Source organism: Pleionea sediminis, assembly GCF_007570825.1.
In the GTDB taxonomy this organism is placed as follows: Bacteria; Pseudomonadota; Gammaproteobacteria; order Enterobacterales; family Kangiellaceae; genus Pleionea; species Pleionea sediminis.
This window is the reverse complement of sequence record NZ_SUNB01000007.1, coordinates 55,146-80,572: the sequence shown is the minus strand read 5'-3', so window position 1 is coordinate 80,572 and position 25,427 is coordinate 55,146. Positions and strand designations below refer to the sequence as shown.

Sequence of the window (25,427 nt, the reverse complement as noted above, 5' to 3'; positions counted from 1 at the left end):
AGCTGAAATTTTGGGCTTTGCAGTAATTATGCATTATCAAATAAACTTTAATAAGTTGAGTCAACCACATGATAATTAGACAGTTTTTTAGAATTTCAATTATCTTCTTTCTGGCTGTAATAGCGCTTGCTGGGCATGCTGGTATTCAATCAGTATCAGAAATTAAAGAAACGGCAAAAACCTTCCTGCAAGAGCACTTTTCTGCCGATGAAAATAGAATTAACTTACGCATTGGCAAAGTTGATCCTCGGCTTAGACTAACGGCCTGCGATCAAGCATTAACAGCATTTGTCCCTCAAGGGACTGATCTCAAAGGCAACGCCATTATCGGAATTCGCTGTGTCGGCACAAAGAGCTGGCACATCTATGTCCCTGTTTATATTGAAATTCGTCAAAAAGTACTAAAGTATTCTCGATCTTTGCCGAAAGGTCATGAAGTGGGAGCAAAAGATATTGAGCTAACTGAAGTCGATATAAGTCATATACGAAGTGCGCCAATCACCGATCCTAAAACTGTCATCGGTTCGATATTAAAGCGGCGAGTCAGAGCCGAAGAAATTGTTAATCCTCGCTCGCTCTGCATGGTCTGCAAAGGTGATGGTTTAACCATTGTTAGTGGCAATACTCGATTTCAAGTAACAATGGAAGGTGTTGCACTTGAAGACGGAAAACATGGTGAGCGCATCAAGATTCAAAACGCTCAATCGGAACGGGTAATAACTGGAACAGTTATTGCTAAACAAAAGGTACAGGTTGATATTTAATACCCCTGACAGTTCGAGTAACAAACTGAAAACTGAGAGTTAATTTATGGTGATTGATGTAAAAAATGTTGGTTCTAGTAAAGTAACCACCACTACCACCAAAAGTAAAAAGTCAGAAAAAACATCGGATAGCGATGTTAACACTACTGAAACGTCCGAAGATTCAGTGGAATTGACTGGCAAAGCTTCTCAAATTCAATCTCTCATTAAACAAATGATGGCAGCTCCTGCAGTTGACCGAAGTCGCGTCGATCCTGTGAAAGAAAAAATTGAGGAAGGACGATACGAAATCGAAACCGAAAGAGTCGCAAACAAAATGCTCGATTTCGAGGCCAGTTACAGTAAAGTGAGATAAAATCATGTTAGATAAAAATGTCCGCGATTTTCTTAGTACCGCAATGTCAAGAGAGCTCACACTCTGCCAAAAGCTATTTGAACTTTTATCTGATGAACAGACCTGTTACGAATCACAAGATATCGACAAGTTAAATTCAATTTTGAAAGATAAAGGGACTTTAATTGACCAAATTGAAGAATCCTCAAAACACAGACTAGCGGCTCTTGGAATTAAACCGTTATTACAAAATCACCAAAGTCTTTTCGAGCAACAAATTGATGGTGAGACGTCACTTGGTAATCAATGGCAGTCACTCAAAGACGTTATGTTTCGATGTAAAGTCCAAAATGAAATCAACGGTAAAATTATAATGTTGTCGCAAAAAAGCCTGGAAAGATCCATCAATATATTTAAACAGGCTCTTAGACCTAATAACCTAACTACCTACTCTTCGAAAGGTAAAGCGCAACAAACTCAACTACACATTCGAAGCGCTAAAATTTAATACATCTCAAATTAATGTTACAGATAAGTCGATTTACTTTCTTATTCTAGAATAGACCAAACAGTTAAAGAGATGCTTATCGTAGTTTAAATAAACGTTACTCTACCACTTATATCGCTAGGTCGACATAAACATCTTTAAACTCTCATCCCATGTCATTAGCATAGTTCGCACAAATAGAATGCTCGTCTATACTATTTAAATTATCGACTTTTAGAGAAATTTGGAATTAATGGAAGAGAATCTCAGAACCATCTTATTAGTTGATGACGAAGAGAATATTATTAAATCACTAAAGCGGCTCTTACGTCGTGATGGCTATAAAATTCTAACAGCCAACTCAGGCCAGGAAGGTCTCGAAATACTAAAGAATAATGATGTAGCAGTCATACTTTCCGATCAACGAATGCCCCACATGAGCGGAACTGAATTTTTAAAAGAAGCCAAAGAAATTTGCCCTAATAGCATCCGAATAGTTCTGAGCGGATACTCTGAATTAGAGTCAATAACGTCTGCCATTAATGAAGGTGCAATTTATAAGTTCCTTACCAAACCATGGGACGACCATCTTCTAAGGGAACACATTCGCAAGGCTTTCGAATATTTTGAGCTAGAAAAGAGCAATCATGATCTTTCAGAAAAGCTACAAAATGCGAACAAGGAATTACAACAACAAAATAAGAAGCTGGAAAGTTTACTTGAAGAGCGAGAGGTTCTGATATCCTCCAGGACTAAAATGTTACAGTCAATTCACGAAATTATCGAAGCATTACCGATACCCGTTCTGGCCGTCGAAACTAATGGGTGTATATCTCTTCATAATCAGGCATTAATCACCGAGCTAGAAATTCCAGTTCATGCTGTGCTTGGTCAAAACTACCATGAAGTTCTACCTGCTGAACTTGTCAAGTCAATTGAAACCGTTGCCATAAACAATACCAATTTAATTACGATTCGCAACAGGACGTTTAAATATTATGTGAGAAACGTTAATCAAGGAAGCAACAACCAAAGCCGGTTGATCACATTAACTCCAGAATAACTATTTTTAATACGTTATAACTAATTTAAAGTACTCTATCAGCGATATCAAACCTCCGAACTAATGGCATACTTCAATTGCAATTAACAATGTAAATTAAGAAACCCGGTAAACCAAGAGGATCCATTAATTCCGTAACCTTAAGTTGTTTTCCGTTAAACTCTAATGTTTTAATCTCTTTGTCAATCAAGCTTAAATCCAAGAGCTGTTTACAAAAACTCTCAGGAAACATATCTTTCAAGGCAACGCCAACAAAGCAGTCAGGCACAATGTCTAAGGCTACAGCAGCGGCCTCATTAACATTAGAGACACGGTAATCACTGTCGAATGTCATAATACCAATCGGCAGTTTATCTATCATATATTGGGATGAAATGAGTATATTGTCCTTTATCTCATTTATTTGCTTTTGCTCTAAAAACAGAGACTCTAACTTTCTATTTGCCTCAGCAAGCTTTCCATTAGATACTTGCACCTCATTAAGTAACTGTGTGTTCTCTAATTTTAGTTCATAAGTTTTTATACACTCTTCAATTTGGCTCATCAAAAACTCATTATTCCAAGGCTTCATCAAGTACTTGAAGATCCCACATTCATTGATGATATCCATCAAACCATCGAAATCCGAGAAACCACTGATAATCACAGGAATTGCGTCAGGCTGTGTTGCCTTTGCTTGCTTTAAAAAATCCACACCTGACATATTCGGCATGTTGAAGTCAGACAATATGACTGAAAACTGATGTTTACTTAACATCGAAAGCGCGTTTGTAGGACAATCACAAGTGACAATTTCCCACGGAGATTTGCGTAATGTTCTATTTAAGGCTTGCAAAACATAAGCTTCATCATCAACCAGTAAAATCTTATGTCGTACATGCTCAACCATTATAAATTTTCCATCCGTTACTGCTTGCTTATAGCCATAGTTTAGACTAATTTTATACAACCACCACCAATCTAATTTATTCAAATATTGAGTGGCTTTTAAACCGGTTAAAAATGGAAATGTCGAGTGTCAGGGGAAACTTATAGCGAGATAAGCACTATGCCGACGCAGCAAAGTAAGCATTCTATCTCACAGAGTATTGCTTCTCACAGAGTAAAGAGATTAGCAGCATCTTTTAACACTCCTGAAGCCAACAACTTATTAAATGAACTCAGTTGTGCGCATCTAATTTCTAATGACTTAAATAACTTATTCAGCTTTATCACTACGTCGTTTAAAAAATTCAATTTGATTCATTATTTCCAGATATACTATTTAGATCGGAAAGAATACCGAGAATGCTTTGAACCTATTCTTCAGCCCGTCAAGTTAAAGGACAAAAACATCTCGGTAGGAAATTCACAAACAAAAAAGATCATACAATCAGGAGTATTCGCTTGCTTGCCTTATGAGAAAGGCAATAGTGAATTTATATCCAACATAACAGCATGCTCTCGAGGAACTAATTTATTTTGGCTGAATATTCCATTTGACAATAGTAGCATTAAAGCAAGCCTATCATTCATCGTTGAAATTCCAGACAGTGAATCTTCCAGTGAAGTGATCTCAGCTCTTACCATCGCAACTCAAGGTATAAGCCTTATGGTTGAAAATTATTGTCATATTAAGGATCTCGATGGTTTACTTCATAAAAACATCTCTAGCTTTGATGCTTCCTATTTATTAAAAGAAGTTAACTCGGACTTTCCAATTGTAGGTAAAAGTTTAGAAGAACCTGTTAGCCGAAATGAGACACATGCGTTAATCAATTTAATCAACTCAAAAGTCCATGAAAACCGAATGCTTCACAGAGAACTTAAAATTAAAACCGTGCTCATCGAGCTAGCACAGTTTTATGCCTACGAAGGTGATGAGTTAGGTCTTTTTAATCAAATATTTCTGGCACTATCCAGCATTGTTAAAATTGATAGCTTTTACATTGCATTCAAGAAGGACAACATTCTCCATATACCCTACTATGTTGATAAGAAAGACCATTTTACCGAGCATCAATTCTCCGAGGCAGCCGATCCGAAACTCAGCAATAGCCTTATAAGTTATGCGATAGAAAGACGAAAGTCATTAAGCTTAACCGAAGAGGAACTAAGGTCTATTACTAAAGAAAAAAAACTCATTCATTTCGATTCCATTCCTAAACAATGGTGTTTTACTCCCTTTCGTATAGAAAATACTTTAGGCGGTATTTGTGTTCGCTCTTACAAAAGCCAAAATCACTTCCATCAGGCTGATATAGCGCTACTCAACTTATTTGCATTGCATATTGGAAATTTGTTGCAATTGAGAAATACTCAAAAGAAAGTAAAGGAACAAGTATCTGAGCTGCAAAAAACCCAGGTTCAACTCGTACAATCGGAAAAGATGGCATCAATTGGCCAACTAGCAGCCGGAGTTGCCCATGAGATTAACAACCCTCTTGGATACGTCAACAGCAATTTAAACTCACTTAAAAACTACATTAGCGATTTAAATCGCTATCTCGCTCAATCTGGCCAGTTACTCTCAAAATCTGAAAGCTTTCATGACACTCCTCTTGCCGATGATTTCAATCTTCTTTTCAACATTGGGAAAGATATCGATATACAGTTCATCCAAGATGACCTGGATGAACTTATCAAAGAATCCATTTTTGGGATGAAAAAAGTTAAAGACATTGTTCAGAGTCTTAAGGATTTTTCAAGAGTGAGTCAGGAAGAAGAGGCTTATCCCGCCAATATCAACGACTGCATTCGACAAACCATAAAAATTGTTTGGAATGATTTAAAATACAAGTGTGAAGTTATCGAAGAGCTTAGAAACGTTCCTGACCAAGTTTGTTATCCTGGCCAGCTCAATCAAGTGATTATGAACTTATTGGTCAATGCTGGTCATGCAATTGAAGAAAAAGGAACTATCACTATCAAAACTTATGATGATAAAGACAACCTATATATTTCAATTAAAGATACTGGCAAAGGCATTCCAGAAGATAACTTAGAAAGATTATTCGAACCCTTTTTTACAACGAAACCTATAGGACAAGGAACTGGTCTCGGATTATCTATCTCATATGGAATTATAAAAAAACACAAGGGAGATATTAAAGTCTCCAGCCAGGTTGGAGTTGGAACAGAATTTCTTATCAATTTACCGAAGCTTGCCCTTAAACAAGCAGTGAATAGTACTTAGTAAGTAAAAACAGACAAAAGATAACAAAGAGCGTTAGTCAAGGACAATGCAGTATGAATCATATAAATGGTAACAAGGCCTCTCTTGTGAAGACACGAGTGTCACAAAAGCAACTAATATATTATTACTATTTATTTACAGCTAATTATTCAAAACAACAAATAACAATACGGCAAATAGGAATTTAAATTGTGATTAATATAATTCAACTAGCCGAGAAATATCCACCATTAAATCAAACCGTACAACGATCATTATCTCAACTTAATGACATTGAAACTTCGATTGAAGATGTCGCCAATACTATTTCAGGCGATGCATCTTTAGTATCGAGCATATTAAAACTGGCCAACTCACCGCTGTATGGAATAGTTAAAGAAGTCGTATCAATTAAAGATGCATGCGTATTACTTGGCCGACACTCTATAAGAAATTTGATCTACTCGACTTCTCTATTCTTAAAGTATGAAGACACCCTACCTGACTTTTTTGATCGAGAATTCGAACTCAATCATGCAATTTTGTCGGCTTCTATTGCGAAACAAATCGCATCCGACTTGAACATTGATAAAGATACAGCGTTTACTTCAGCGATACTTCATAAAATGGGAAAATTGGTAATGGTTTGGGCCGACAGTCGACGTTACGCTCAAGTCATTGATTTTCAGAATAAATTTAATGAACCAGATTTTATATCGGAAAGAGGCTTTTTCAATCATGATCATGCAGATGTCGGCGCTTCTATCTTAACCAGTTGGGAGCTGCCCACAACAGTTGTTGAAGCTATTGCAAAATACCCAACTCAATACCAAGAACCTAACGACCCATTATCTTCTGCCATTGCACTTTCCAGTGAAATAGCATTAAGTATTCTCAATAAGAATACAAGCGACATTAGTAATTCTTTGAACTCTGATATTGTTAATAAGTTTCAGATTAATAAGGAGAAACTACAAAAGATTGTAGAAGATGCTAAACTTCATTTAGAACAAAATAACGCCGTGGCATAATGAATACTTTAGACTCTTTACCCTCTCATAAAGCTCAGATTCTCTGCGTTGACGATGAGAAAAATATTCTCTCTGCACTTCGACGGACATTTCGAAAGACAGCGCATACTATACATTTGGCGGAAAGTGGTGCTGAAGGCCTAAAGATTATCGAAGAGCATCCTATCAATTTAGTGATTTCCGACATGCGTATGCCCAATATGGATGGCGCAGAATTTCTTAAAACGGTTAGAGAAAAGCATCCTCACATACATAGCGTACTTTTAACTGGATATTCTGATTTAGACTCGACGATAAAAGCAGTTAACGAAGGAAAAATCAGTGGCTATTTAAGCAAGCCTTGGGATGATACTGAACTGATCATCAAGGTTGATTCGATACTCAAAGTTTACTTTCTTGAGCAAGAACGTAAGCGTCTCATAGCTGTAACTCACAAACAAAATAAGAAGCTACTCGAACTCAACGAAAAACTTGAAGATAAAGTTAAAGCTCGCACAGCCGAATTGCAGCAAATTGTAGAGATGCTTGAAAAAGCGTTGTCAGAAGTTGAAGAAAGTCATGACTCTATCGTAAAAGTTTTATCTAATGTGATTCAAACCCGGCGTGGCAATTCCTGTTTCGATTATTCAAAACTGGCAGCTCTAGCGCAAAGGGTTGCCAAAGAAGTCACTAGTGATCCGGTATTTATTAAGCAAGTTTATCATGCAGGCTTACTATTCGAACTTGGAAAGCTTTCCATGACTGATGAACTGTTCAATCAACCAATCTATCTATTGTCGGACGAGTTAAAAAAAGAATACAATCAATATCCAGTATTGGGCGAAGCTGCCTTACTAAGCATTCCTTCCTTATCAGATACCGGAAGGACTATTCGTTATCATCGGGAGTATATTGATGGCTCCGGTGAACCCGAAGGCCTTGAAGGAGATGATATCCCTGAAAGTTCAAAATTACTTTCAATTGTCGTCGACTATTTTTTCCTGCAATGGGGAGTATTCCAGAAAAAGCAACTCACGGCTACAGAAGCTAGAGATTATATTTTTGAACGTAAAGAGAAACGCTATGATGAAAAATTAGTTAATGCGTTTGTTAAAGCAACTAAAAGTGCAGCGATCAAAAAAGTCAAAGAAAAATCGGTAACTTCTAAGCAGCTAGCCAACGGTATGGTACTCAGTCGAGATTGTGTAAGTAATAAAGGTCAACTACTTCTCTCTAAAGGAACAACTCTTGATGAGTTATTAATTGAGAAACTTAAAAAACTTGAGAAATTCCACAGTGCTCCAATAAGAATATATATCGCTTACTAAAGGGTACGATATGACCAAAATATTGATTGTCGATGATGACGAAATGATTCTCTCTGCATTTCACCGAAGTGTGAGAAAATATGGTTGGCAGATAGAAACTCTTTCCTCACCCGTCGAAGCTCTCAAAAGAACCAACGAACACTGGAATATTATAATTTCTGATTACAAAATGCCTGAAATGGATGGAATTAAGTTTTTAGAACGAGCAAAATTGAATGCCCCAAACGCTTTGCTTATAATTATGAGCGCAAATATAGATTTAAATGGTTTAGCAGATGCCCTTAATCGCGTTCATATTCACAAGTTTATACCTAAACCATGGGATGACATTCTGTTAGCTCAAGCATTAATTGAAGCTGTTGCCCACCAACAATTACTGGAAAGCAATCAAAACTTAGCTAATCAGGTACGAGAACAGCAAAGAATTATTAATAAGCAACAAGATGAGTTATCCAAGCTCGAAAAAGACTCCCCTGGGATCACCCATGTAAGAAGAGACGATGCGGGTGCTATTTATCTTGATGACGATGATATTTAAATAAACGATGAACATCGAAGACTACAAAAGCTTATTTCAAATTTGCCAATCATCAATCGTAAATATTGCAGAAGAAAAAAGCTTTGAAAGTTCTGAAGCTATTATTAAAGCCATTCAACAGCTGACACATTCTGATGAATGCATTTTGCTTATTAACAGCATTGATGACAAGAGAATCAACTTAATATCTCAATACGGAACCTATGAACTTGAAAAGTGGTCGCTACTCGAAACGTTCGACTTGATGCATCTTTCGCTACATCTAACATTTTTGGAACGATCGGATGTCGATAAAATATCAGATATCGTCCATCCCAAAATATTAGAAGATTTCAACTCTGGAGTTTATATTTCAAATCAGATTTCTCATTCGCAGTCTCTAATTATTGTCTTAATTAGAAAAAATGAAAGCAAAGCTTTTGACAAAGAGGATCAAACAACCCTAACAGCCATCGATCAATTCATTACCATTTTTCTCGATACAGTTTCAACCAGCGAGAACGCTAAAAAATATCAAAAAGAGAGTCAAAGAATTAGTCGTGAGCGTTCAATTTGGATGGAATCACTTGCTTGGATTAACGAATCTAGAGTTGATGAAACGCAAGAACACACCAATGAAGATTTCTATCAAAAGCTGATTTTTCAACTTTCAACATTAGTCAGTGTTCAAGATGCCTATTTATTGAGACTTGAAGAAAACAATGATTTTCAACGCTTATCAACACAGGGCGATCACAAACTGTACAACAGTGTAAAAAATAAATTAACAACATTAATTGAAACAGGAGAAATAAATAAAGAGCGATTAATAAAACATTCTTTACATCCTGAAAATAGCGATTCGAGTCTACACGCACTTATCGTTCCCTTGCAAATAAACGGGAACTGTCGCTTTACCGCAGTCCTCTTAAGTGATAAAAATTACTCGCTTTTACAAACTATGATTGTACGATTGTTTTGTGATGGTGTTGAAAATATTCTGGAGCGTAGAGAGCTATTGGGTTCAATTCAACAACAAAATCAGCGGCTTATCAAGGAGCAAGAGGAACAAAAGGCCCTAATTTCTGAATTAAAGTATACTCAAAATCAACTTCTTCAAAGCGAAAAGATGGCATCCATTGGACAACTTGCAGCAGGAGTTGCTCATGAGATTAATAATCCCGTCGGTTATATCAGTTCCAATTTATCCAGTTTAAAGTCATATATCACTGATATTTTTCGTCTTGTTGATCTATATTCATCAGAAGAATTGCTTAACGACATTTCAGAAAATAACTTGGTAAAAATTGAAGAACTTAAAAATGCTATTGATATGGACTACTTAAGAGAGGATATTACTGAACTTTTACAAGAGTCATTCGAAGGCGTAAATCGAGTTAAAAAAATCGTCAGCGATCTTAAAGATTTCAGCCGAGTAGGTGAGCACGAATGGCAATTGCATGACGTACATCAAGGAATTGACAGCACATTAAATATCGTGCACAACGAGCTCAAGTACAAAGCGAAAATTGTTAAGAATTTTGGAGAAATACCGGAAATAGAATGTATTTCATCTCAGCTCAACCAAGTTTTAATGAATTTATTTGTTAATGCAGGGCATGCTATAGAAAACCAGGGAACGATCACTATCTCTACCTATCTTAAAGGGGATGACCATATTTGTATCGAAGTTGCAGATGATGGAAAAGGCATACCCGATAAAATTATCAACCGGATATTTGATCCCTTTTTCACCACGAAGCCGGTCGGTAAAGGAACTGGTTTAGGTCTATCTTTATCATATGGTATTATTGAACGTCATCATGGAAAACTCTATGTAAATAGCAAAAAAGAAATGGGCACAACTTTCTTTATCGAGCTTCCCATAAAAAAACCTGTTGCAGAAACGGCCCATTAATTAAATATTTATTTTGAAATAGAGCGGATTTAAAATTTATTTTAGTTCAGTAAAAATAGTTTCACTGCTTCCTTCTAATTGATGCACTAATTGATTATTAATTAAAGTACTTGGCGTAAAGGCTCCACCTGTTCCATTATAACCAATCAAAAACCGAGCGATTTCAATAGCGCCCGAAGCCGTCAAAGAATAACCGTTCGCTGTTTTAATTCGCGCCTGTAGTATTTTTCCATTCTCATTGATTACCTCGCCCCACACATAAGTGCCTTGATTTTTTCTTTTTGATGCATCAGGACCTTTCGTTGTGTTACCAACCTGCTTCTTTAAATATCGTTGCACAAATGGCATTTTTAAAATTGGTCTAATCCAGTTCAACCGTCTCATCTTTTTTGCACCACGAGGAGAAACAGGTATATAAACCTCTATATTAGGAATGCGCGTAGAGTAAAATGCTGTCGAAACATCTCCCCAAGGAATCGTAACTGCATTCTTCGAACCGTTTCCAAAATCTATTGTGCGTGACTTATACGCTAATGGTACCGACTTAATAATTCCGTCACTTCTAACTTTACCTCCCTGCCCCAAACCTTCAACAGACGTTTTAGCAGTACCTGGACTTAATCGGCTGCTGGTATCAAACCCCAAAGAAAGGTACTTTGCATCTGGCATTTTCTCTTTTAATTGACTTGCCAGACAGTCGGTAGGTATTACATCAAAACCCACACCAGGACAAATAACAATGTTCGAATTATTAGCTTTGTCAGAAAATGATTGTGCTAATTCAAAAACACTTATTTCTCCAGTGATATCTGTATAATGAGTTTTACTAGCAAGACAGGCTTGCATCATTGGTGCTGCCGTTGATGAAAAAGGACCCGCACAATGAATAAGAATGTCAATATCCGACAGCTGTTTTATAATTGATTCTACATTATCCAAATTGAAGACGCGTCTTTCTAAGGGATAATTCAGAGCAGATAGTTTATCTGCACTTCTACCAGCTATTATTGGATTAAGGTTATGTCGCAAGGCCTCATCAATAATCAGCTGCCCTGTATAGCCATAAGCGCCATAGATTAATATTTTAGACACAACTTTCTCCGTAAGTTTTTGAGGCGATCACTATTTTGAGGTGATCACTATCTAATGAATATTCTTTAAAGCAATCACCATTATTTAATTGGCAAAATGCTGTTTAGACTAAGAACAAAGTGGCAACAGGTTATATTGTTTTATCCATAAAAACAATGCAGGCGTCAAAATAGACGCTCTTTAAAAATCAATCGCTTATTGAATAACCGTGATTCAATGATATGACGAATTCAAAGTGAGTACTTTGATTCGGTACGCTGCGGATTCGAAGGGTTCCATCGAGTAACTTAGTGTATCGTAAAACAGCCGACAAACCAGTACCCCGACCAGATAGAAATGTGACTTCAGTTTGACGTAGTATCGCATTCTTGCACATTTTTTGTATCTCATCTTCTTCCCATAAAACCTCATCGCCCTCTTGGTATTTAGTATTGTTACTTTTATTTGAAACACCATTGGCAATACTTGATGCGATCCCTTTTCCGTCGTCCGCTATAATGAGCTTTAATCTATCACCTTCTATTGAAATGCAAACCTCGATTCGTCCCGCCGCACATTTCCCAATTTTTTCTCTTACTTCAGGAGGTTCAATTCCATGAGCAACAATGTTTCTAAAAATATGTATTGTCGATAAAAAAAATGATAGATATTTTGAATCGAGTTTTATATCAACACCTTCGATCACGGATTTATCTATATCTATACCGACTGTTCTAGCGTATTCCTTGACCGTCTTTATATGATTTTTTAGAATTTCTTTTGCACTAAAATACTGAATCTCATTTAACTCGCATAATAACTGCTTGTTACTATTAGAAAGCTTCTTTAAAGAGTTAAGCTTCTCTTCGCTTATTTTATATTCATTTCTTTGCTGAAAAAACTCGATATTAAATGCTGTATTTAAAACAGCCTGGTCGGCATAGAGCGCATTAAATGAATCTTGTCTAGCCATTTCACATCTTTGAACAAAGTCGTCAGTTAATACATCAGAGCTGATAAATTCAAGTAGTAAAGACTCAACACCATGCAGTACGTCTGCAGTCCTGTTAAAGTAAATTTGCATACATAAGCTTTTAAATGTGTGAAGCTTTTGATAAATAAACACACCTGCTTTCTTATCGACAGATTGAATATTTTTCACATCATTTATGATCAAAAACTCCTCTAGCTCTTGGTTTATAAACAGTACTTCATTTTTATGACTTAAAGCATAGACTATCATGCATTGCTCGAGATGCTCTTTTTCAATTTGTTCTCGTAATTTAATTTCCTCAGTTATGTCTTTTGCGATAACAATAATACGATTCTTCAATAATGAGTAATTTAAGCTAAGTATTCTGCTATTAACGTTTGAGCGTTTAGGTAATAAATCAGCAAAAACTCGCCTCTTCTTTTCATCACTCGCTTTGAATATCAACCCAACTCCTTTTACGAAGGTATCCTTGGAGTCTCCATCATTTTGAAACAAAAGTTCATCAACTGTTTGATCATCCATTGATTTCTTTGTAAAAATGTCCAAGCACTTTCTACTAAATTCACTATCTACCCTAAGATTTCTTCCAAAGGAAAAATATCCCTCACCTGAACTATCCAACAATACTTTAACTTTACTTTTAACAACTGACAATCGACGATTCCAGTAAACAAAAGAAGCAAAGACTATTAAGAAAATAATAACAACCTGTGTTATTAGGCGATAGTCAATTCCTTTTTGATATTTTATCGGGTTGTATTCCAATAATATATTTTCAATGACATTGGGATTCGAATTACTTATCAATTTACTTAGGATGCTATTGAGTAATTGATTGTCTTTTCTCGTTGCTATAGACCATTGATCGTTATATTTTTCTGGCAATGTTCCGGATATCTTAACCAATGCCGAGTGCTTATTATCGATTCGACTAACAATATTCGTTATGCTATCAATATATCCAAAGACTTCTTTTCGAGATACGAGTTCAACAGCCGTCTCCGTATCTTTTACATAAGACAAATCAATGGTTGGAAATTCTTCCAATAGATTTTCAGCTAGAACGTCCCCTTTAATTACAGCGTACTTTTCTGAAGCGTAATCATTAAAATTAAGGATAAACGGTTGTTCGTTACTGGTTAAAATACCTCTTTCTTCTTGATAAAACGGGGGAGTAAAATGCATTATTGCACGACGCTTTTTTGTTTCACTCGCTTGAGGTAACATATGACATTCGCCTCGTTTTAATTGCTCAAGCGCATCACTCCAAGTAGTGCTCTCATTAAACTCGTAATTTGCCTGAGTCTTTTCTAGTAAATAATCAACAACATTCTTAATGGGTTGTCCTAGGTTAGGATTACATATTGTTATTAGATTATTTCTTAGATAGGAACGTTCACTACTATTTAAAAACTGATCGGAGATATTCTTTAGAGGTTCAGCCCTTAATAGCGATGCAATTTTAGTTTTGTCTGAAAGATCAATATGCTTATTAATAATTTCCATTAATACGGAATCTTCTTCTCGAGCAGCAAATGCTTGCAGATCATCATATTCACTACTCAATCTAAAATTTATCTTTAGAGCATCTAGGTCGTATATGTACAATAGATTTTCTGCTGTTGTTATCACATCTATTTGACCATCAACCTCCCCACTTTCGACTAATAAAGAAGCATCGTGAGGAGTCATAACTTCTGTGATTTGAATATTAGGGTATTTAGCAAGAAGAACATCTTTGACTATATCACCCTTTACGATAGCAATTCTCTTATCTTGGTAGCTTGATATATCGCCAGAAAAAGGATGTGTTTTGAGCGTAATTAATACACGACTGACTCTTATATACGGCTTACTAAAGGCTAGTAATTTCCTTCGCTCAACCGTTTCTGTAATATTCGGTAATAAATCGCATTCACCATTCAGTAGTTTGTTGATCGCGTCACTCCACTCATGAGGCTCACTGACTGTTATATTTAATTTAGTTTCTCTCGTTAAGTATTTCGCCAAGCTCACTGCTGTATCCGAACCCTCATTTAGTTTAACTTGACATAGTCTAATAGTAGGATTATCGCTAACATATTTCTTCTCTTTGTAACTCATAGAGATCAATGAACTATCGTCGTTTAAAAACTGAAACATCATCTGTCTCTCATTCATCCCCTGAATTTTCTTTGTTATTGCTTTTTCCAGAATTTGATGAAGAAGAATCTCTTCCTTTCGAGTCGCAAAGGAATAAATGTCATCAAACTGCTTATCCAATACGATTGATGGAATAACGTCTCGATAAGATTGACGGTACGGTGATTGATTAAGCACTTCATTTCCTATAAAACCAAAGGCATAACTTGAATCTACTTTTTTTAAGCCTTCATACTCATGCTCAACCTCTTCTAATTTAATATTTGGATAAAGCTCTTTGAGAACAGGAATGAGATAACTATTCTTTAATATTAATAGATTCTGATCCAGGACTTCATGCAATTCCTTATGGCTTGTTCGTCCTGCTTTGGTAAAGATCACATGATTTAATCTTGAATAAGGACGCGTAAAATTGAAGGATTTACTTCTTGCTTCCGTTTTTGTCGCTTCAGGTAAAATATCACATCCTTTATTTTTTATAGCTTCTATTCCTTCACTCCACGAAACTGGAGGCCCCAAATTTAAAGAGAGTCCAGTATCCTCTATCAACCAACGCATGTATCTTAGATCAAAATCAGGTCGACCTGCAAAAAAAACAAAACACAAAGTTTTTGGTCCTGAATTCTTAATAAATTCAATTTCTTGTTCATTGAAATCATATAACAAGCTAATTTCGTCGAACTGAGAAGCTTTTTCGATATCATCCCGAGATTGATTTGAAAAACTAATAGAAGAGAAAACAACCGGACTTAGAGCAAAGAAAACAATTAGTACTCTTGAGATAGTTCTTAAGATAGTTCTTAAGATAGATCTTTCACAAGTCACACCATCAATGCTCATTATCATTCCATGGCTACAACACGATTTCTTCCCGTTTCCTTAGCACAATATAGCCCTTTATCTGCCCGAGATATTAAATCATCAATCGACTCTTCACTGATGTACTCGGCGATACCGAAACTTGCTGTCACTCGATTCAACTGGGGGAATTCAGTATCTAATAGTTGCGTTCGTAATTTTTCTGCTACTTGCTTCGCCGCCAGTAATGGCGACTCGGGACATACAACAACGAACTCCTCTCCTCCCCAGCGAGCAAGATGATCGTAAGAACGAAGAGAACGCTTTAAAACTTCCGCTGTTTGTTGTAATACCTTATCACCAACAATATGCCCAAAGGTATCATTGATGGATTTAAAATGATCGAGATCAACGAGTATTACCGACAACTTAGCTCCCGAACGCATGCATCGCGATACTTCCCGCTCTAGAATTTCCTTTAACTTATATCGGTTAAACAGTCCCGTTAACGGATCGGTAATCGATTTTACTTCAAGATGTTTCGAGCGTAATGCAAGCTGAGCATGAGCCTCTGCTAGTTGATTTTGCGTCTTCTTTTGTTCAGTTATATCGACACCAATTGAATACTTCACTATTCTACCATCAGTCCAAACAATATACTTATCTTGCAATTGATACCATCGATCATCAAGCTCATTAAAATACTCAGAAACAATTGTTTCTTGATCAGGCTCAATGGGAATATCGGGGTTAGCTTTTATAGGACAATGAGGACAAGGTTCTTCGAACTGATAAACTCTTTTGTAGCACTTCCCAGTAGTCCCATTGGTCATTGTAGTTCTTAATTGCTTGTTCACAAAAACCAGTTCGAAGGTTTTCACATCAGAAACATAAACATTAAAGGGCATTTCATCAAATAACTCTGAAAAAAGTTCTTTGCCATTTTTAGAGCTCATAAAGAAGCCTCTTTAATCACATTTTCCAACTTTTCTCGACTGAAGGGTTTTAAAATGTAACCAACCGCACCTGCTTCAATAGCATCCATCACCATTTTCTCTTGGCCATGGGAAGTTACCATGATTATCTTTGCATCTTTATATTTTTGCAAAATACTTCTCGTGGCATCAATTCCATTCATCTGGGGCATTGTAATATCCATAGTTACGACATCTGGCTGCACATCTCCATATTCATCAACTGCTTCTTGACCCGTCGAGCAAGTTCTCGCAACATTATGGCCTAAGTCGTGAATAATAAAAGATAACTTTTCTATGGTAATGGAGGAGTCATCGACGACCATAAAACTTAACGGCTTACTCATCTTAATCTCCTTTGTAATTCAGTCTATGATCAAATAGCACTTGAGGTCCCAAGCAAAATATTTTCATATTTCCCTGCTCCGTTTCTATTTCAGAAGAATAGAAGGTTGCCGTTTGTTTTCGGTATATTGTTTTAGCACCCACTAAAACAATCGGAGGAGTTAACTCAATTGCTTTATCATAAATTTGAAAACTGGTTAGTGAATTACCTAAAACAATATTAATCACATCTGCTGCGGAATCTTGAACATATTGTGATTCAGAGGAAGGATCAACATCGAGTTCTATTGTGTAAGACTTCATAACCGCATAAGCCAAAGGTTCGTCAAAACTGAAGGCAAAAATAACACTCATAGGTTCTTCGATGACAATCATTGAGGTTAAATAATTGAGCTTCAGCTGCTTAACATCATTAAAGTCATATCGAATATTTGTCGCCGCAATCTTGAACTCATTCTCAAGTAAAACGAGCATTCTTGAAGTAACACGTTCGATTAGAGGTTGAACACTTTCCTGCGGCTGAGACATCATCAGTAAGAGGTTAGAATCTAATCTCAATAGTATAGTAGAACTCGCAAACATCGCACGGTTCTATCTACTATAGATAAGAAACGTTAAATATTATGAAATCGTAAGTCCAATCATTGCCTTGTACTTAAAAAGCATGCGAATATCATTTATCAATGTTCTAAACTAAACACTTGCCGACCAGATTAAAGTTGAACTTAAATAGGATTTTGATATTAAAAATATCTATTTTTATACATAAAAAGCTTAGCCTGTATGCGGTAAGCCTCGGCTTAACATTGAGTAATGATGTGAAATGTCGTTACTTTATGGCCGTAACCACTTGCTCCCCCATATCGGTCGTTGAAATATAGGTTTCACCTTCTGCAATATCAAATGTTCTGGCACCATTACCTAACACATTTTCAACAGCAAGATTAATTCGATTGGCCAAATCAGCCCGATTCAAGCTATAGCGAAGCATGAGTGACACTGACATGATGGTTGCCAGAGGATTCGCTTTGTTTTGTCCAGCAATATCAGGTGCAGAACCATGCACAGGCTCGTATAATCCTTTTCCATTCGAATCCAGACTTGCCGACGGCAACATACCGATTGACCCAGTTAACATTGCTGCGACATCGGACAGTATGTCACCAAACATATTACCTGTAACAATAACATCAAACTGTTTTGGAGCACGAACCAATTGCATCGCCGCGTTGTCGACGTACATATGAGAGAGTTCTACATCGGGATATTCCTTTCCAACCTCGGTGACAACCTCTCGCCAGAGCTCCGTGACTTCAAGAACATTTGCTTTATCGACCGAACATAATCGGCCATTTCTCAACTGAGCCGTTTTAAATCCAACATGAGCAATTCTTTCAATTTCACTTTCAGAATAACGATAGGTATTGATCCCCACTCTCTCGCCGCCTTCCTCAAACACTCCTCGAGGTTCCCCAAAATAAATACCTCCCGTCAACTCACGAATAATCATAAGATCTAAATTTTCGATACGGTCGCGCTTTAAACTGGAAGCATTTACCAATTGAGGATACAACATGGCAGGCCTAAGGTTGGCAAATAACTCCAATCGAGATCGCAAATCTAACAAGGCTTTTTCAGGACGAACTTCTCGCTCCAATGGTTCCCACTTGTGCCCTCCTACGGCTCCCAATAAAACAGCGTCGGCTTGCAACGCTTTATTGAGTGTTTGCTCCGGAAGAGGAGTCTCTGTTAAATCATAAGCTGCGCCGCCAACAACGTCAGTGTCTAATTCGACATCAAGGTCAAAATTTTCAATTAAATGAATCAGGACGTTTTCAGCCTGAGCAACAATTTCAGGTCCAATACCATCGCCTGGTAACAACAATACTTTCTTCGTCATAAAATTCGTTTCCCTTAATGTCTAACTTTCATTGGTTTAAAACAACCATGGAAATCGGTTTCGATAAGCAGCTTCAAATGAACGAATATCGGATAAATGCTGTAAAGTTTGGTCAATATCATCCATGCCTTCCAGCAAGCACTCCTTTCTCACAACATCAATTTCAAAAGATATTGTTTTGTCATCATCAACAATGAGTAACTGGTTTTCTAAGTCGACTGTCACATGAATGTTTCTGTGCCGCGTTAATTGAAATAACTCATCGATTGTTTGCTCAGCTAATACCAAAGGTAAAATGCCATTTTTAAAACAGTTACTAAAAAAAATATCGGCAAAGCTTGATGCAATTATGACTCGAATACCAAAGTCTTCGAGAGCCCATGGCGCGTGCTCACGACTCGATCCACAGCCAAAATTATCTCGCGTTAACAACACTTGAGCTTCTTTAAACTCATCTTGATTCAGCACAAAACTTGTATTTATTGGTCGTTGCGAACAGTCCATTTCTGGCTCACCAGTATCAAGATAGCGCCATTCGTCAAAAAGATATGGGCCGAATCCGGAACGCTTTACAGACTTTAAAAACTGCTTAGGTATAATGGCGTCAGTATCAATATTGGACCGGTCGATTGGTGCAACGATAGACCGGATCAAATTAAACTTCTCCATGCTAAAACTCCTTTTGTAGTAAATCATTTCGAACATCTACAAAGTGTCCATGAATGGCCGCCGCCGCTGCCATTTGAGGACTCACTAAGTGTGTTCGCCCACCATTACCTTGTCGCCCCTCAAAATTTCGATTAGAAGTTGAAGCACAACGCTCTTTTGGTGCTAAACGATCAGCATTCATAGCCAGACACATAGAGCATCCTGGCTCTCGCCATTCAAATCCCGCCTCTAGAAAAATTTTGTCGAGCCCTTCCGCTTCCGCCTGCTCTTTAACTAAACCCGAGCCGGGAACCACCATGGCCAATTTTATCGTCGGTGAGACTTTTCGCCCTTGAATCGTCTGCGCCGCTGCACGCAAATCTTCTATCCGAGAATTTGTGCAAGATCCGATAAAAACTTTATCCAATGCGATATTTTGCCACGACTCTTTAGCACTTAATCCCATATAACCCAACGCTTGTTGCTGACTTTTTTGAACAGCCTTGTTGATAGCTTCATCAGGATCAGGAATAAGATCATTGACTGAAATAGTCATTTCAGGAGACGTTCCCCAACTGATTTGGGGAGCAATCGTAGAGGCGTCAATAACAACAACATTATCAAACGTTGCGCCATCATCGGAATGTAGCGTTCTCCAATAATTAACGGCTCGATTCCAATCCTCATTGGTGGGCGCCATGGGTCGATCTTTTACATACTCAATTGTTTTCTCATCAACCCCAACTAATCCGACTCTGGCGCCAGCTTCAATGGCCATATTACACAGCGTCATTCGCCCTTCCATTGACAACTTGTTAATTGTTTCACCAGTAAACTCAATTGCATATCCAGTACCTCCTGCAGTTCCAATCTCAGAAATAATGGCTAAAATCAAATCTTTAGCTGTTACCCCAGGCTGTAGCTCACCATGAACTTCAACTTTCATATTTTTGGATTTTTGCAGGCGTAACGTTTGTGTCGCTAATACGTGCTCTACTTCAGAGGTTCCAATACCAAATGCCAAAGCACCGAATGCTCCGTGAGTCGCTGTGTGAGAGTCACCACATACAATAGTCATTCCTGGTAATGTAGCGCCTTGCTCAGGTCCGATAACGTGTACGATACCTTGACGCTTATCGGTCATCCCGATATGTGTTATGGCGTAGGATTTACAATTTTCTTCAAGTGTATTGACTTGTATTCGGGCTATAGGATTGGGAATGCCACGGTGTCTTTCCTTCGTAGGGACATTATGATCAGGCACTGCCAAACTCGCTTGCGTTCGATAAGGCTGCCTTCCAGCCAGCCTTAATCCCTCAAATGCCTGAGGCGACGTTACCTCATGGAGCAGTTGCCGATCGATGTAAATGAGTGATAACCCGCCTTCTAACTCCTTGATTTTATGTTGCTCCCAAAGCTTATCGTATAAAGTTTTTGAAACACTCATTTTGCTGGCCTGATTTCGTTGACTTATTTAAAAGACTAATGCTTAGTCCAGCATAAGACAAATTCATATTTATTATATTTTCCATAACCTTTAGTTATGATTTAAAATAGGTTTACTATTGGGATGAATTAAAAAGAGACAGAATTGGACTATCAATCACTGAAAGTTTTTCTTGCTGTTGCTCGTTTTCGATCATTTACAGAAGCATCGGAACACTTATTTTTAACGCAACCAGCGGTTAGCAAACGGATCAAAAGTTTGGAAGATGATTTGGGGTGTTTGTTATTCGATCGAGTCGGCCATCAAATCGAACTCACCTCCGCTGGAAAATTATTAAAGTTAGAGGCATCAAAAATTCTTCGGGAAATCGAATTTACCCGGCAAAAGATTAAAAACTTAAATAAAGGCATTTCCGGTCCATTAAGTATTGTGACCAGTCACCATATTGGCTTACACCGACTGCCACCCATTCTTCAACATTTGCGTCAGAATTTCCCAGACATCGATTTAAGCGTCCAGTTTATGGACTCTGAAGAAGCATACGCAGGCGTTCTTGACGGAGAAATTGAGTGCGCACTGCTTACCTTACCAAAGTACATAGACAAACAAGTGAAAGCCTTTACGATTTGGCAAGATAAATTAAGGGTATTTTGTGCGAGTAATAGTGAACTGGCTTCTATTAAGAAGCTTCACTACCAGCACCTTAATGATTACCCTGTTATTTTGCCCGAGAAAAAAACCTTTACTCGAGAAGCCATTATTACCTACTTGAAAGAGAAACAAGTTCATTGCAATGAAGTTCGAGCAGGTGATTATTTGGAAACGATAAAAACATTGGTCGAATGTGATTTAGGCTGGAGTGTTTTGCCCGAGGCGTTAAATAATCCAAAGCTTAAACTTATCAATCACCTGGATTTTGATTTAACAAGAACATTGGGCTTAATTCATCATAAAAAGCGCCCACTATCGAAAGCAGGTGAGCGGCTTCTTAAAACATTGAAAGAGATGTAGAAATACCACTTAAAATTAGATATCCATCGCTCGGCCAGTGATTGTCAAACGAACCGTTTTTCGACGGTCGTGTTTGCGACGATCAATACCGGAGCGCATGTCAGGTACGGTAATTGAGCGTCCTTTCACTTGCCGGCGATCAATTCCCGCTCGTCGATCTCCGACTCTGCGATCTACCGCGACACTAGTCCACTCAATTTCGTCTTTGTCTTTGACTTCACCCATTCGGCGCTCTCAAATGTTGGTTGGATTTCATTTAAAGTTCATACAGTATAGAGACATTATAGTTTCCTATCACTAAATGATGAACCGTTTCGCAAAAATAAACTGGCCAATTCCTGTATCTTTATGAAAAGCGGTATAAAATTAAAGTGGAATTTTCACAAATTAATTCCAAAAACAGAATTTATTCTGCAAAAACTCGTCTTTTTATAACCGTGTAGAATTAACTGGCGACACTTATAACCAATGGCAATTATTCACCAAGCAAACAGTCAACTCGGTTCGCTGGAACAAGAGAATGAGCGTTTAAAATCGCTACTTGAATCATTGGTTTCCAAAGCAGAGAAAAACACGTCGATTCAGAAGAAATTTCACCGCCTTGAGTTTGATTTGCTCAACACAGCATCATTGCCCCTATTATTTCATCAACTAGCCAACGATTTTAAACAGCGACTCGATGTCGAAGCAGCCAGCGTCTTTGTTTATGATCCTTACGGTGAGTCACAAAATTTATTAAGGGAAATATACCCCGAAGCGCAACTCGATGAAGTAACTTTCACTAAAGAACTGCACGATATTGAAGAGCTTTACCCGAAGGGATTTATTACGCAGTTATATAAAAAAAATTATCTGTTGGCACGCAGACTCTTTACAAATGGCAATCAAATAAAGTCTTTAATCATGTTGCCTCTTATCCGTAACGGTGTGCTATTAGGCAGTTACCAACTTGGTAGCGAAAACCCTGATAGGTTTTCTCCCGAAATGTCCACAGACTTTTATCAACACTTTTGTCAGGTTGTTGCCGTCTGTTTAGAAAACACGATTAACAGTGACAAATTAAAGCATCTGAGCCTGACCGATCCATTAACAAAAACCAAGAATCGACGTTGTTTATATCAAGCTTTAAATAAAGAAATTTCTCGCGCAGAAAGAGAGCTCTCACCTCTTTCCTGTCTTTTCATTGATATTGATCATTTCAAACAAATCAATGACAACTTTGGACACTCAACAGGTGATTACACTCTCGAATATGTTGCAAAAGCAATCATTCCAAACTTACGTGCCACCGATTTATTGGCACGATACGGCGGTGAAGAGTTCGCTATCATTTTACCCAATTCGGACGAAAATATTGCGCTTTCAATTGCTGAACGAATTCGCGTGATGATTGCCAGACAAACCCTTTCATCGACAAGGGGAAAACCTTTTCATATAACTTGCTCCATTGGTTGCACAACTTGGCATCCCCAAGTTACTCAGGGTAGCAATCAAGAGATCTGTGACGCTTTAATCTTTAATGCCGACAAAGCCGTATACTGGGTTAAAGAAAACGGAAGAAATGCTTGTAAAGAACTTCCATTTTCATTAAATCAATAAAGACGTAATGCTCACACCAGCGTTTCTAAGTAATGTTTTAAATTTATAATTTCCTTTTTCTGAGTCGGCTCTAGTGAATCAGTGTTCCATACTTGACCACTATAATCACGGCGTAAATTATAACTATCTCTTATTTTCGAAAAATTAAAAGTGCCTGATGTATAGTCTTGTTTAAAGCTTTTCGACTCTTCAAAAATTGGGTAGGACTTAATAAAGGAACGATACAGGAACTTCTCTTTCGTCATTTGAGACGGTATATCAAACTTATCAATATCGACTCTCTGAAGCGGAGGAAGACTCTCGCTCGTTAATTCTAAACTCAGCTTTCCAAAATGAGACTCTATTGCTTTTAGTACTTCCTGAGAAGCTTTTAACTTCCCCTCCAAAGAGTAACCTGCAATATGTGACGTTGCTATATCAGCAAGCTGTACCAGACTCTTATCAACTTGAGGCTCTTCAGGCCAAACATCTATCGCCAAACTTCCTCCTTTTTGCTTCCAACGCCGTAGCGAATCAGCTGAAATAATACCTCCTCGAGAAGTATTAACGAGCAACTTGTTACTGGCTTGCGATAAATAAGAAGGGATATCAAGCATGTTTAATGTTTTATACTTACCCGACAATATAAGAGGCACATGACATGTAATAATGTCGCTGTTGTGAAATAAATCCGCCAAAGAAACAGATTCTTCGATTTTCTCTTCAGCTAATTTTAAAGGATCATGTACCAGCACATCCAATCGTAAATATTCAAGCAACCTCCTTAATCTTCCTCCTATCTCACCATGACCTATTATTCCTACAGTAAGACAGCTAAAATCCTCCAGCTGTTTATTAAATCCCCACCAGGCGATAGCGCTCATTACATATTGGACAACTGCCAGTGCATTACAACCGGGGGCTGATTGCCATTGAATGCCTTTTTTATCTAGCCAATCAATGTCTAAATGATCCGTTCCAATAGTTGCCGTTCCCACAAAGGAGATTCGAGACTGGCTCAATAGATTTTCATTGACTGGAGTAACAGAACGCACAATCAAAGCATCGACATTTCTTAATGACTCACTGGTGATCGCAGAAGCAGGTAAAGCGATGACCTCACCCAGTCCTTCATCCATTTTGAGAAGATCGACAATAAAAGGAATGGCCTCATCGACCACGAAAACAGGTTGATTATTCATCAGGCTTCTTATTTTATAACTTATTATCCGTGAATTAGGGCTTCAAACTATCCAAATGGCGACAAGATTAGCTAAAATACACCGATAGCCGCCAATACACACTTGGCTTTAATAGTTTACACATTACAACTATCGTATAAAAAATCAATTAGGCATTTTATGAGCAACAAGAATCAACCGACCGATAAATTAGCAGAACACTATCAAGCGATTTTGTCAGAGCTTGGCGAAGATGTAAGTCGCGATGGGCTAAAAGATACACCTCAACGAGCCGCCAAAGCCATGAACTTTCTGACTCAGGGCTATCATCAAAGTCTGGAACAAGTGGTCAATAACGCTATTTTTGAAAGCGACAATGACGAAATGGTTATCGTCAAAGATATTGAGCTCTACTCGTTGTGCGAACACCACTTATTGCCTTTTATTGGGAAATGCCATGTCGCTTATATTCCAACCGGTAAAGTCATTGGTTTATCGAAAATTGCACGTATCGTCGATATGTTCGGTCGCCGATTACAAATTCAAGAAAATCTTACCAAGCAAATTGCGGATGCCGTAATGCAAGTAACCCATGCCGCTGGCTGTGCTGTTATCATTGAAGCCAAACATATGTGCATGATGATGCGCGGTGTCGAAAAACAAAACTCAATCATGACAACTTCGGTAATGCTCGGTCAATTCCGAAAATCCCAAGCAACCCGAACAGAGTTTTTACAACTGGTGAAGAGTTAAATAATTTATT

General features: G+C 37.7%; 23 protein-coding genes. 12 read left to right on the top strand and 11 right to left on the bottom strand.

The window, feature by feature from the left end; genetic code table 11:
• Positions 1–68 precede the first annotated feature (68 nt).
• From flgA to FAX86_RS19350, 4 genes are all read left to right on the top strand, one after another.
• Positions 69–764: a flagellar basal body P-ring formation chaperone FlgA gene (gene flgA, locus FAX86_RS19365; protein WP_144395147.1), complete on the top strand. Its 696-nt coding sequence runs from the start codon at positions 69–71 to the stop codon at positions 762–764.
• 46 nt (positions 765–810) lie between these two features.
• Positions 811–1,119, top strand: a complete 309-nt coding sequence (flgM, locus tag FAX86_RS19360; protein WP_144395146.1) for a flagellar biosynthesis anti-sigma factor FlgM — start codon at positions 811–813, stop codon at positions 1,117–1,119.
• A 4-nt stretch (positions 1,120–1,123) separates the two neighbouring features.
• Positions 1,124–1,606 (top strand): flagella synthesis protein FlgN, encoded by a 483-nt coding sequence (locus FAX86_RS19355; RefSeq protein ID WP_144395145.1) that lies wholly within the window; start codon positions 1,124–1,126, stop codon positions 1,604–1,606.
• 232 nt (positions 1,607–1,838) lie between these two features.
• A complete protein-coding gene (locus FAX86_RS19350) occupies positions 1,839–2,648 on the top strand; it encodes a response regulator (protein ID WP_144395144.1) in 810 nt (269 codons plus the stop codon).
• A 73-nt stretch (positions 2,649–2,721) separates the two neighbouring features.
• Here FAX86_RS19350 and FAX86_RS19345 read toward each other — a convergent pair whose 3' ends face one another.
• On the bottom strand, positions 2,722–3,621 hold the full coding sequence (locus tag FAX86_RS19345) for a response regulator (protein WP_144395143.1): 900 nt from the start codon (positions 3,619–3,621) through the stop codon (positions 2,722–2,724).
• 417 nt (positions 3,622–4,038) lie between these two features.
• On the opposite strand from FAX86_RS19345, the gene FAX86_RS22800 reads away from it, so the two are divergent.
• The 5 genes from FAX86_RS22800 (at position 4,039) to FAX86_RS19320 (ending at position 10,575) form a co-directional block, all read left to right on the top strand.
• Positions 4,039–5,823 (top strand): ATP-binding protein, encoded by a 1,785-nt coding sequence (locus FAX86_RS22800; RefSeq protein WP_144395142.1) that lies wholly within the window; start codon positions 4,039–4,041, stop codon positions 5,821–5,823.
• Between the two features lie 191 nt (positions 5,824–6,014).
• On the top strand, positions 6,015–6,833 hold the full coding sequence (locus tag FAX86_RS19335) for an HDOD domain-containing protein (protein ID WP_164503678.1): 819 nt from the start codon (positions 6,015–6,017) through the stop codon (positions 6,831–6,833).
• The gene (gene nosR, locus FAX86_RS19330) at positions 6,833–8,140 is read left to right on the top strand and encodes a response regulator c-di-GMP phosphodiesterase, NosR family (protein WP_144395140.1); all 1,308 of its coding nucleotides are present in this window, start codon (positions 6,833–6,835) and stop codon (positions 8,138–8,140) included. The genes FAX86_RS19335 and nosR overlap by 1 nt, the downstream gene beginning before the upstream one ends.
• A 10-nt stretch (positions 8,141–8,150) precedes the next feature.
• Entirely contained in the window at positions 8,151–8,678 is a 528-nt protein-coding gene (locus FAX86_RS19325; protein WP_144395139.1) for a response regulator, read from the top strand.
• A 7-nt stretch (positions 8,679–8,685) separates the two neighbouring features.
• Positions 8,686–10,575 carry an ATP-binding protein gene (locus FAX86_RS19320; protein ID WP_144395138.1) on the top strand — a complete coding sequence of 630 codons (1,890 nt, stop codon included), beginning with the start codon at positions 8,686–8,688 and terminating at the stop codon, positions 10,573–10,575.
• A gap of 36 nt (positions 10,576–10,611) precedes the next feature.
• Here FAX86_RS19320 and FAX86_RS19315 read toward each other — a convergent pair whose 3' ends face one another.
• The 8 genes from FAX86_RS19315 to leuC all read right to left on the bottom strand — a co-directional run bounded on the left by FAX86_RS19315 (position 10,612) and on the right by leuC (position 20,894).
• Positions 10,612–11,667 (bottom strand): saccharopine dehydrogenase family protein, encoded by a 1,056-nt coding sequence (locus FAX86_RS19315; protein ID WP_144395137.1) that lies wholly within the window; start codon positions 11,665–11,667, stop codon positions 10,612–10,614.
• A 187-nt stretch (positions 11,668–11,854) separates the two neighbouring features.
• A complete protein-coding gene (locus FAX86_RS19310) occupies positions 11,855–15,622 on the bottom strand; it encodes a transporter substrate-binding domain-containing protein (protein WP_164503677.1) in 3,768 nt (1,255 codons plus the stop codon).
• Positions 15,623–15,624: 2 nt separating this feature from the next.
• Positions 15,625–16,536 carry a GGDEF domain-containing protein gene (locus FAX86_RS19305; protein ID WP_144395135.1) on the bottom strand — a complete coding sequence of 304 codons (912 nt, stop codon included), beginning with the start codon at positions 16,534–16,536 and terminating at the stop codon, positions 15,625–15,627.
• Positions 16,533–16,901, bottom strand: coding sequence for a response regulator (locus FAX86_RS19300; protein WP_144395134.1), 369 nt, complete (start codon positions 16,899–16,901; stop codon positions 16,533–16,535). The genes FAX86_RS19305 and FAX86_RS19300 overlap by 4 nt, the downstream gene beginning before the upstream one ends.
• Position 16,902: 1 nt before the next feature.
• Positions 16,903–17,430 (bottom strand): chemotaxis protein CheX, encoded by a 528-nt coding sequence (locus tag FAX86_RS19295; protein ID WP_164503676.1) that lies wholly within the window; start codon positions 17,428–17,430, stop codon positions 16,903–16,905.
• A gap of 298 nt (positions 17,431–17,728) precedes the next feature.
• Positions 17,729–18,799, bottom strand: coding sequence for a 3-isopropylmalate dehydrogenase (gene leuB / locus FAX86_RS19290; RefSeq protein ID WP_144395132.1), 1,071 nt, complete (start codon positions 18,797–18,799; stop codon positions 17,729–17,731).
• A 36-nt stretch (positions 18,800–18,835) separates the two neighbouring features.
• Positions 18,836–19,468 carry a 3-isopropylmalate dehydratase small subunit gene (leuD, locus tag FAX86_RS19285; RefSeq protein ID WP_144395131.1) on the bottom strand — a complete coding sequence of 211 codons (633 nt, stop codon included), beginning with the start codon at positions 19,466–19,468 and terminating at the stop codon, positions 18,836–18,838.
• Between the two features lies 1 nt (position 19,469).
• Positions 19,470–20,894, bottom strand: coding sequence for a 3-isopropylmalate dehydratase large subunit (leuC, locus tag FAX86_RS19280; RefSeq protein WP_144395130.1), 1,425 nt, complete (start codon positions 20,892–20,894; stop codon positions 19,470–19,472).
• Between the two features lie 144 nt (positions 20,895–21,038).
• Between leuC and FAX86_RS19275 the strand changes: the two genes are divergently transcribed.
• The gene (locus tag FAX86_RS19275; protein WP_144395129.1) at positions 21,039–21,905 is read left to right on the top strand and encodes a LysR family transcriptional regulator; all 867 of its coding nucleotides are present in this window, start codon (positions 21,039–21,041) and stop codon (positions 21,903–21,905) included.
• Between the two features lie 15 nt (positions 21,906–21,920).
• Here the strand turns inward: FAX86_RS19275 and FAX86_RS19270 are convergent, their stop codons facing one another.
• Entirely contained in the window at positions 21,921–22,130 is a 210-nt protein-coding gene (locus FAX86_RS19270) for a hypothetical protein (RefSeq protein ID WP_144395128.1), read from the bottom strand.
• Positions 22,131–22,373: 243 nt separating this feature from the next.
• Here FAX86_RS19270 and FAX86_RS19265 point away from each other — a divergent pair, with 243 nt between their 5' ends.
• Entirely contained in the window at positions 22,374–23,504 is a 1,131-nt protein-coding gene (locus FAX86_RS19265) for a sensor domain-containing diguanylate cyclase (protein WP_144395127.1), read from the top strand.
• Between the two features lie 11 nt (positions 23,505–23,515).
• Here FAX86_RS19265 and FAX86_RS19260 read toward each other — a convergent pair whose 3' ends face one another.
• Entirely contained in the window at positions 23,516–24,685 is a 1,170-nt protein-coding gene (locus tag FAX86_RS19260) for a 4-phosphoerythronate dehydrogenase (RefSeq protein WP_144395126.1), read from the bottom strand.
• Between the two features lie 159 nt (positions 24,686–24,844).
• Between FAX86_RS19260 and folE the strand changes: the two genes are divergently transcribed.
• Positions 24,845–25,417 carry a GTP cyclohydrolase I FolE gene (gene folE, locus FAX86_RS19255; protein ID WP_144395125.1) on the top strand — a complete coding sequence of 191 codons (573 nt, stop codon included), beginning with the start codon at positions 24,845–24,847 and terminating at the stop codon, positions 25,415–25,417.
• Positions 25,418–25,427: the final 10 nt, after the last annotated feature.

Bases quoted from the DNA above. Each gene is read 5' to 3' on its own strand.
- flgA (WP_144395147.1), top strand. From the start codon at position 69: ATGATAATTAGACAGTTTTTTAGAATTTCAATTATCTTCTTTCTGGCT.
- flgM (WP_144395146.1), top strand. From the start codon at position 811: ATGGTGATTGATGTAAAAAATGTTGGTTCTAGTAAAGTAACCACCACT.
- FAX86_RS19355 (WP_144395145.1), top strand. From the start codon at position 1,124: ATGTTAGATAAAAATGTCCGCGATTTTCTTAGTACCGCAATGTCAAGA.
- FAX86_RS19350 (WP_144395144.1), top strand. From the start codon at position 1,839: ATGGAAGAGAATCTCAGAACCATCTTATTAGTTGATGACGAAGAGAAT.
- nosR (WP_144395140.1), top strand. From the start codon at position 6,833: ATGAATACTTTAGACTCTTTACCCTCTCATAAAGCTCAGATTCTCTGC.
- FAX86_RS19325 (WP_144395139.1), top strand. From the start codon at position 8,151: ATGACCAAAATATTGATTGTCGATGATGACGAAATGATTCTCTCTGCA.
- FAX86_RS19320 (WP_144395138.1), top strand. From the start codon at position 8,686: ATGAACATCGAAGACTACAAAAGCTTATTTCAAATTTGCCAATCATCA.
- FAX86_RS19310 (WP_164503677.1), bottom strand. From the start codon at position 15,622: ATGAGCATTGATGGTGTGACTTGTGAAAGATCTATCTTAAGAACTATC.
- FAX86_RS19305 (WP_144395135.1), bottom strand. From the start codon at position 16,536: ATGAGCTCTAAAAATGGCAAAGAACTTTTTTCAGAGTTATTTGATGAA.
- FAX86_RS19300 (WP_144395134.1), bottom strand. From the start codon at position 16,901: ATGAGTAAGCCGTTAAGTTTTATGGTCGTCGATGACTCCTCCATTACC.
- FAX86_RS19295 (WP_164503676.1), bottom strand. From the start codon at position 17,430: ATGATGTCTCAGCCGCAGGAAAGTGTTCAACCTCTAATCGAACGTGTT.
- leuB (WP_144395132.1), bottom strand. From the start codon at position 18,799: ATGACGAAGAAAGTATTGTTGTTACCAGGCGATGGTATTGGACCTGAA.
- leuD (WP_144395131.1), bottom strand. From the start codon at position 19,468: ATGGAGAAGTTTAATTTGATCCGGTCTATCGTTGCACCAATCGACCGG.
- leuC (WP_144395130.1), bottom strand. From the start codon at position 20,894: ATGAGTGTTTCAAAAACTTTATACGATAAGCTTTGGGAGCAACATAAA.
- FAX86_RS19270 (WP_144395128.1), bottom strand. From the start codon at position 22,130: ATGGGTGAAGTCAAAGACAAAGACGAAATTGAGTGGACTAGTGTCGCG.
- FAX86_RS19265 (WP_144395127.1), top strand. From the start codon at position 22,374: ATGGCAATTATTCACCAAGCAAACAGTCAACTCGGTTCGCTGGAACAA.
- FAX86_RS19260 (WP_144395126.1), bottom strand. From the start codon at position 24,685: ATGAATAATCAACCTGTTTTCGTGGTCGATGAGGCCATTCCTTTTATT.
- folE (WP_144395125.1), top strand. From the start codon at position 24,845: ATGAGCAACAAGAATCAACCGACCGATAAATTAGCAGAACACTATCAA.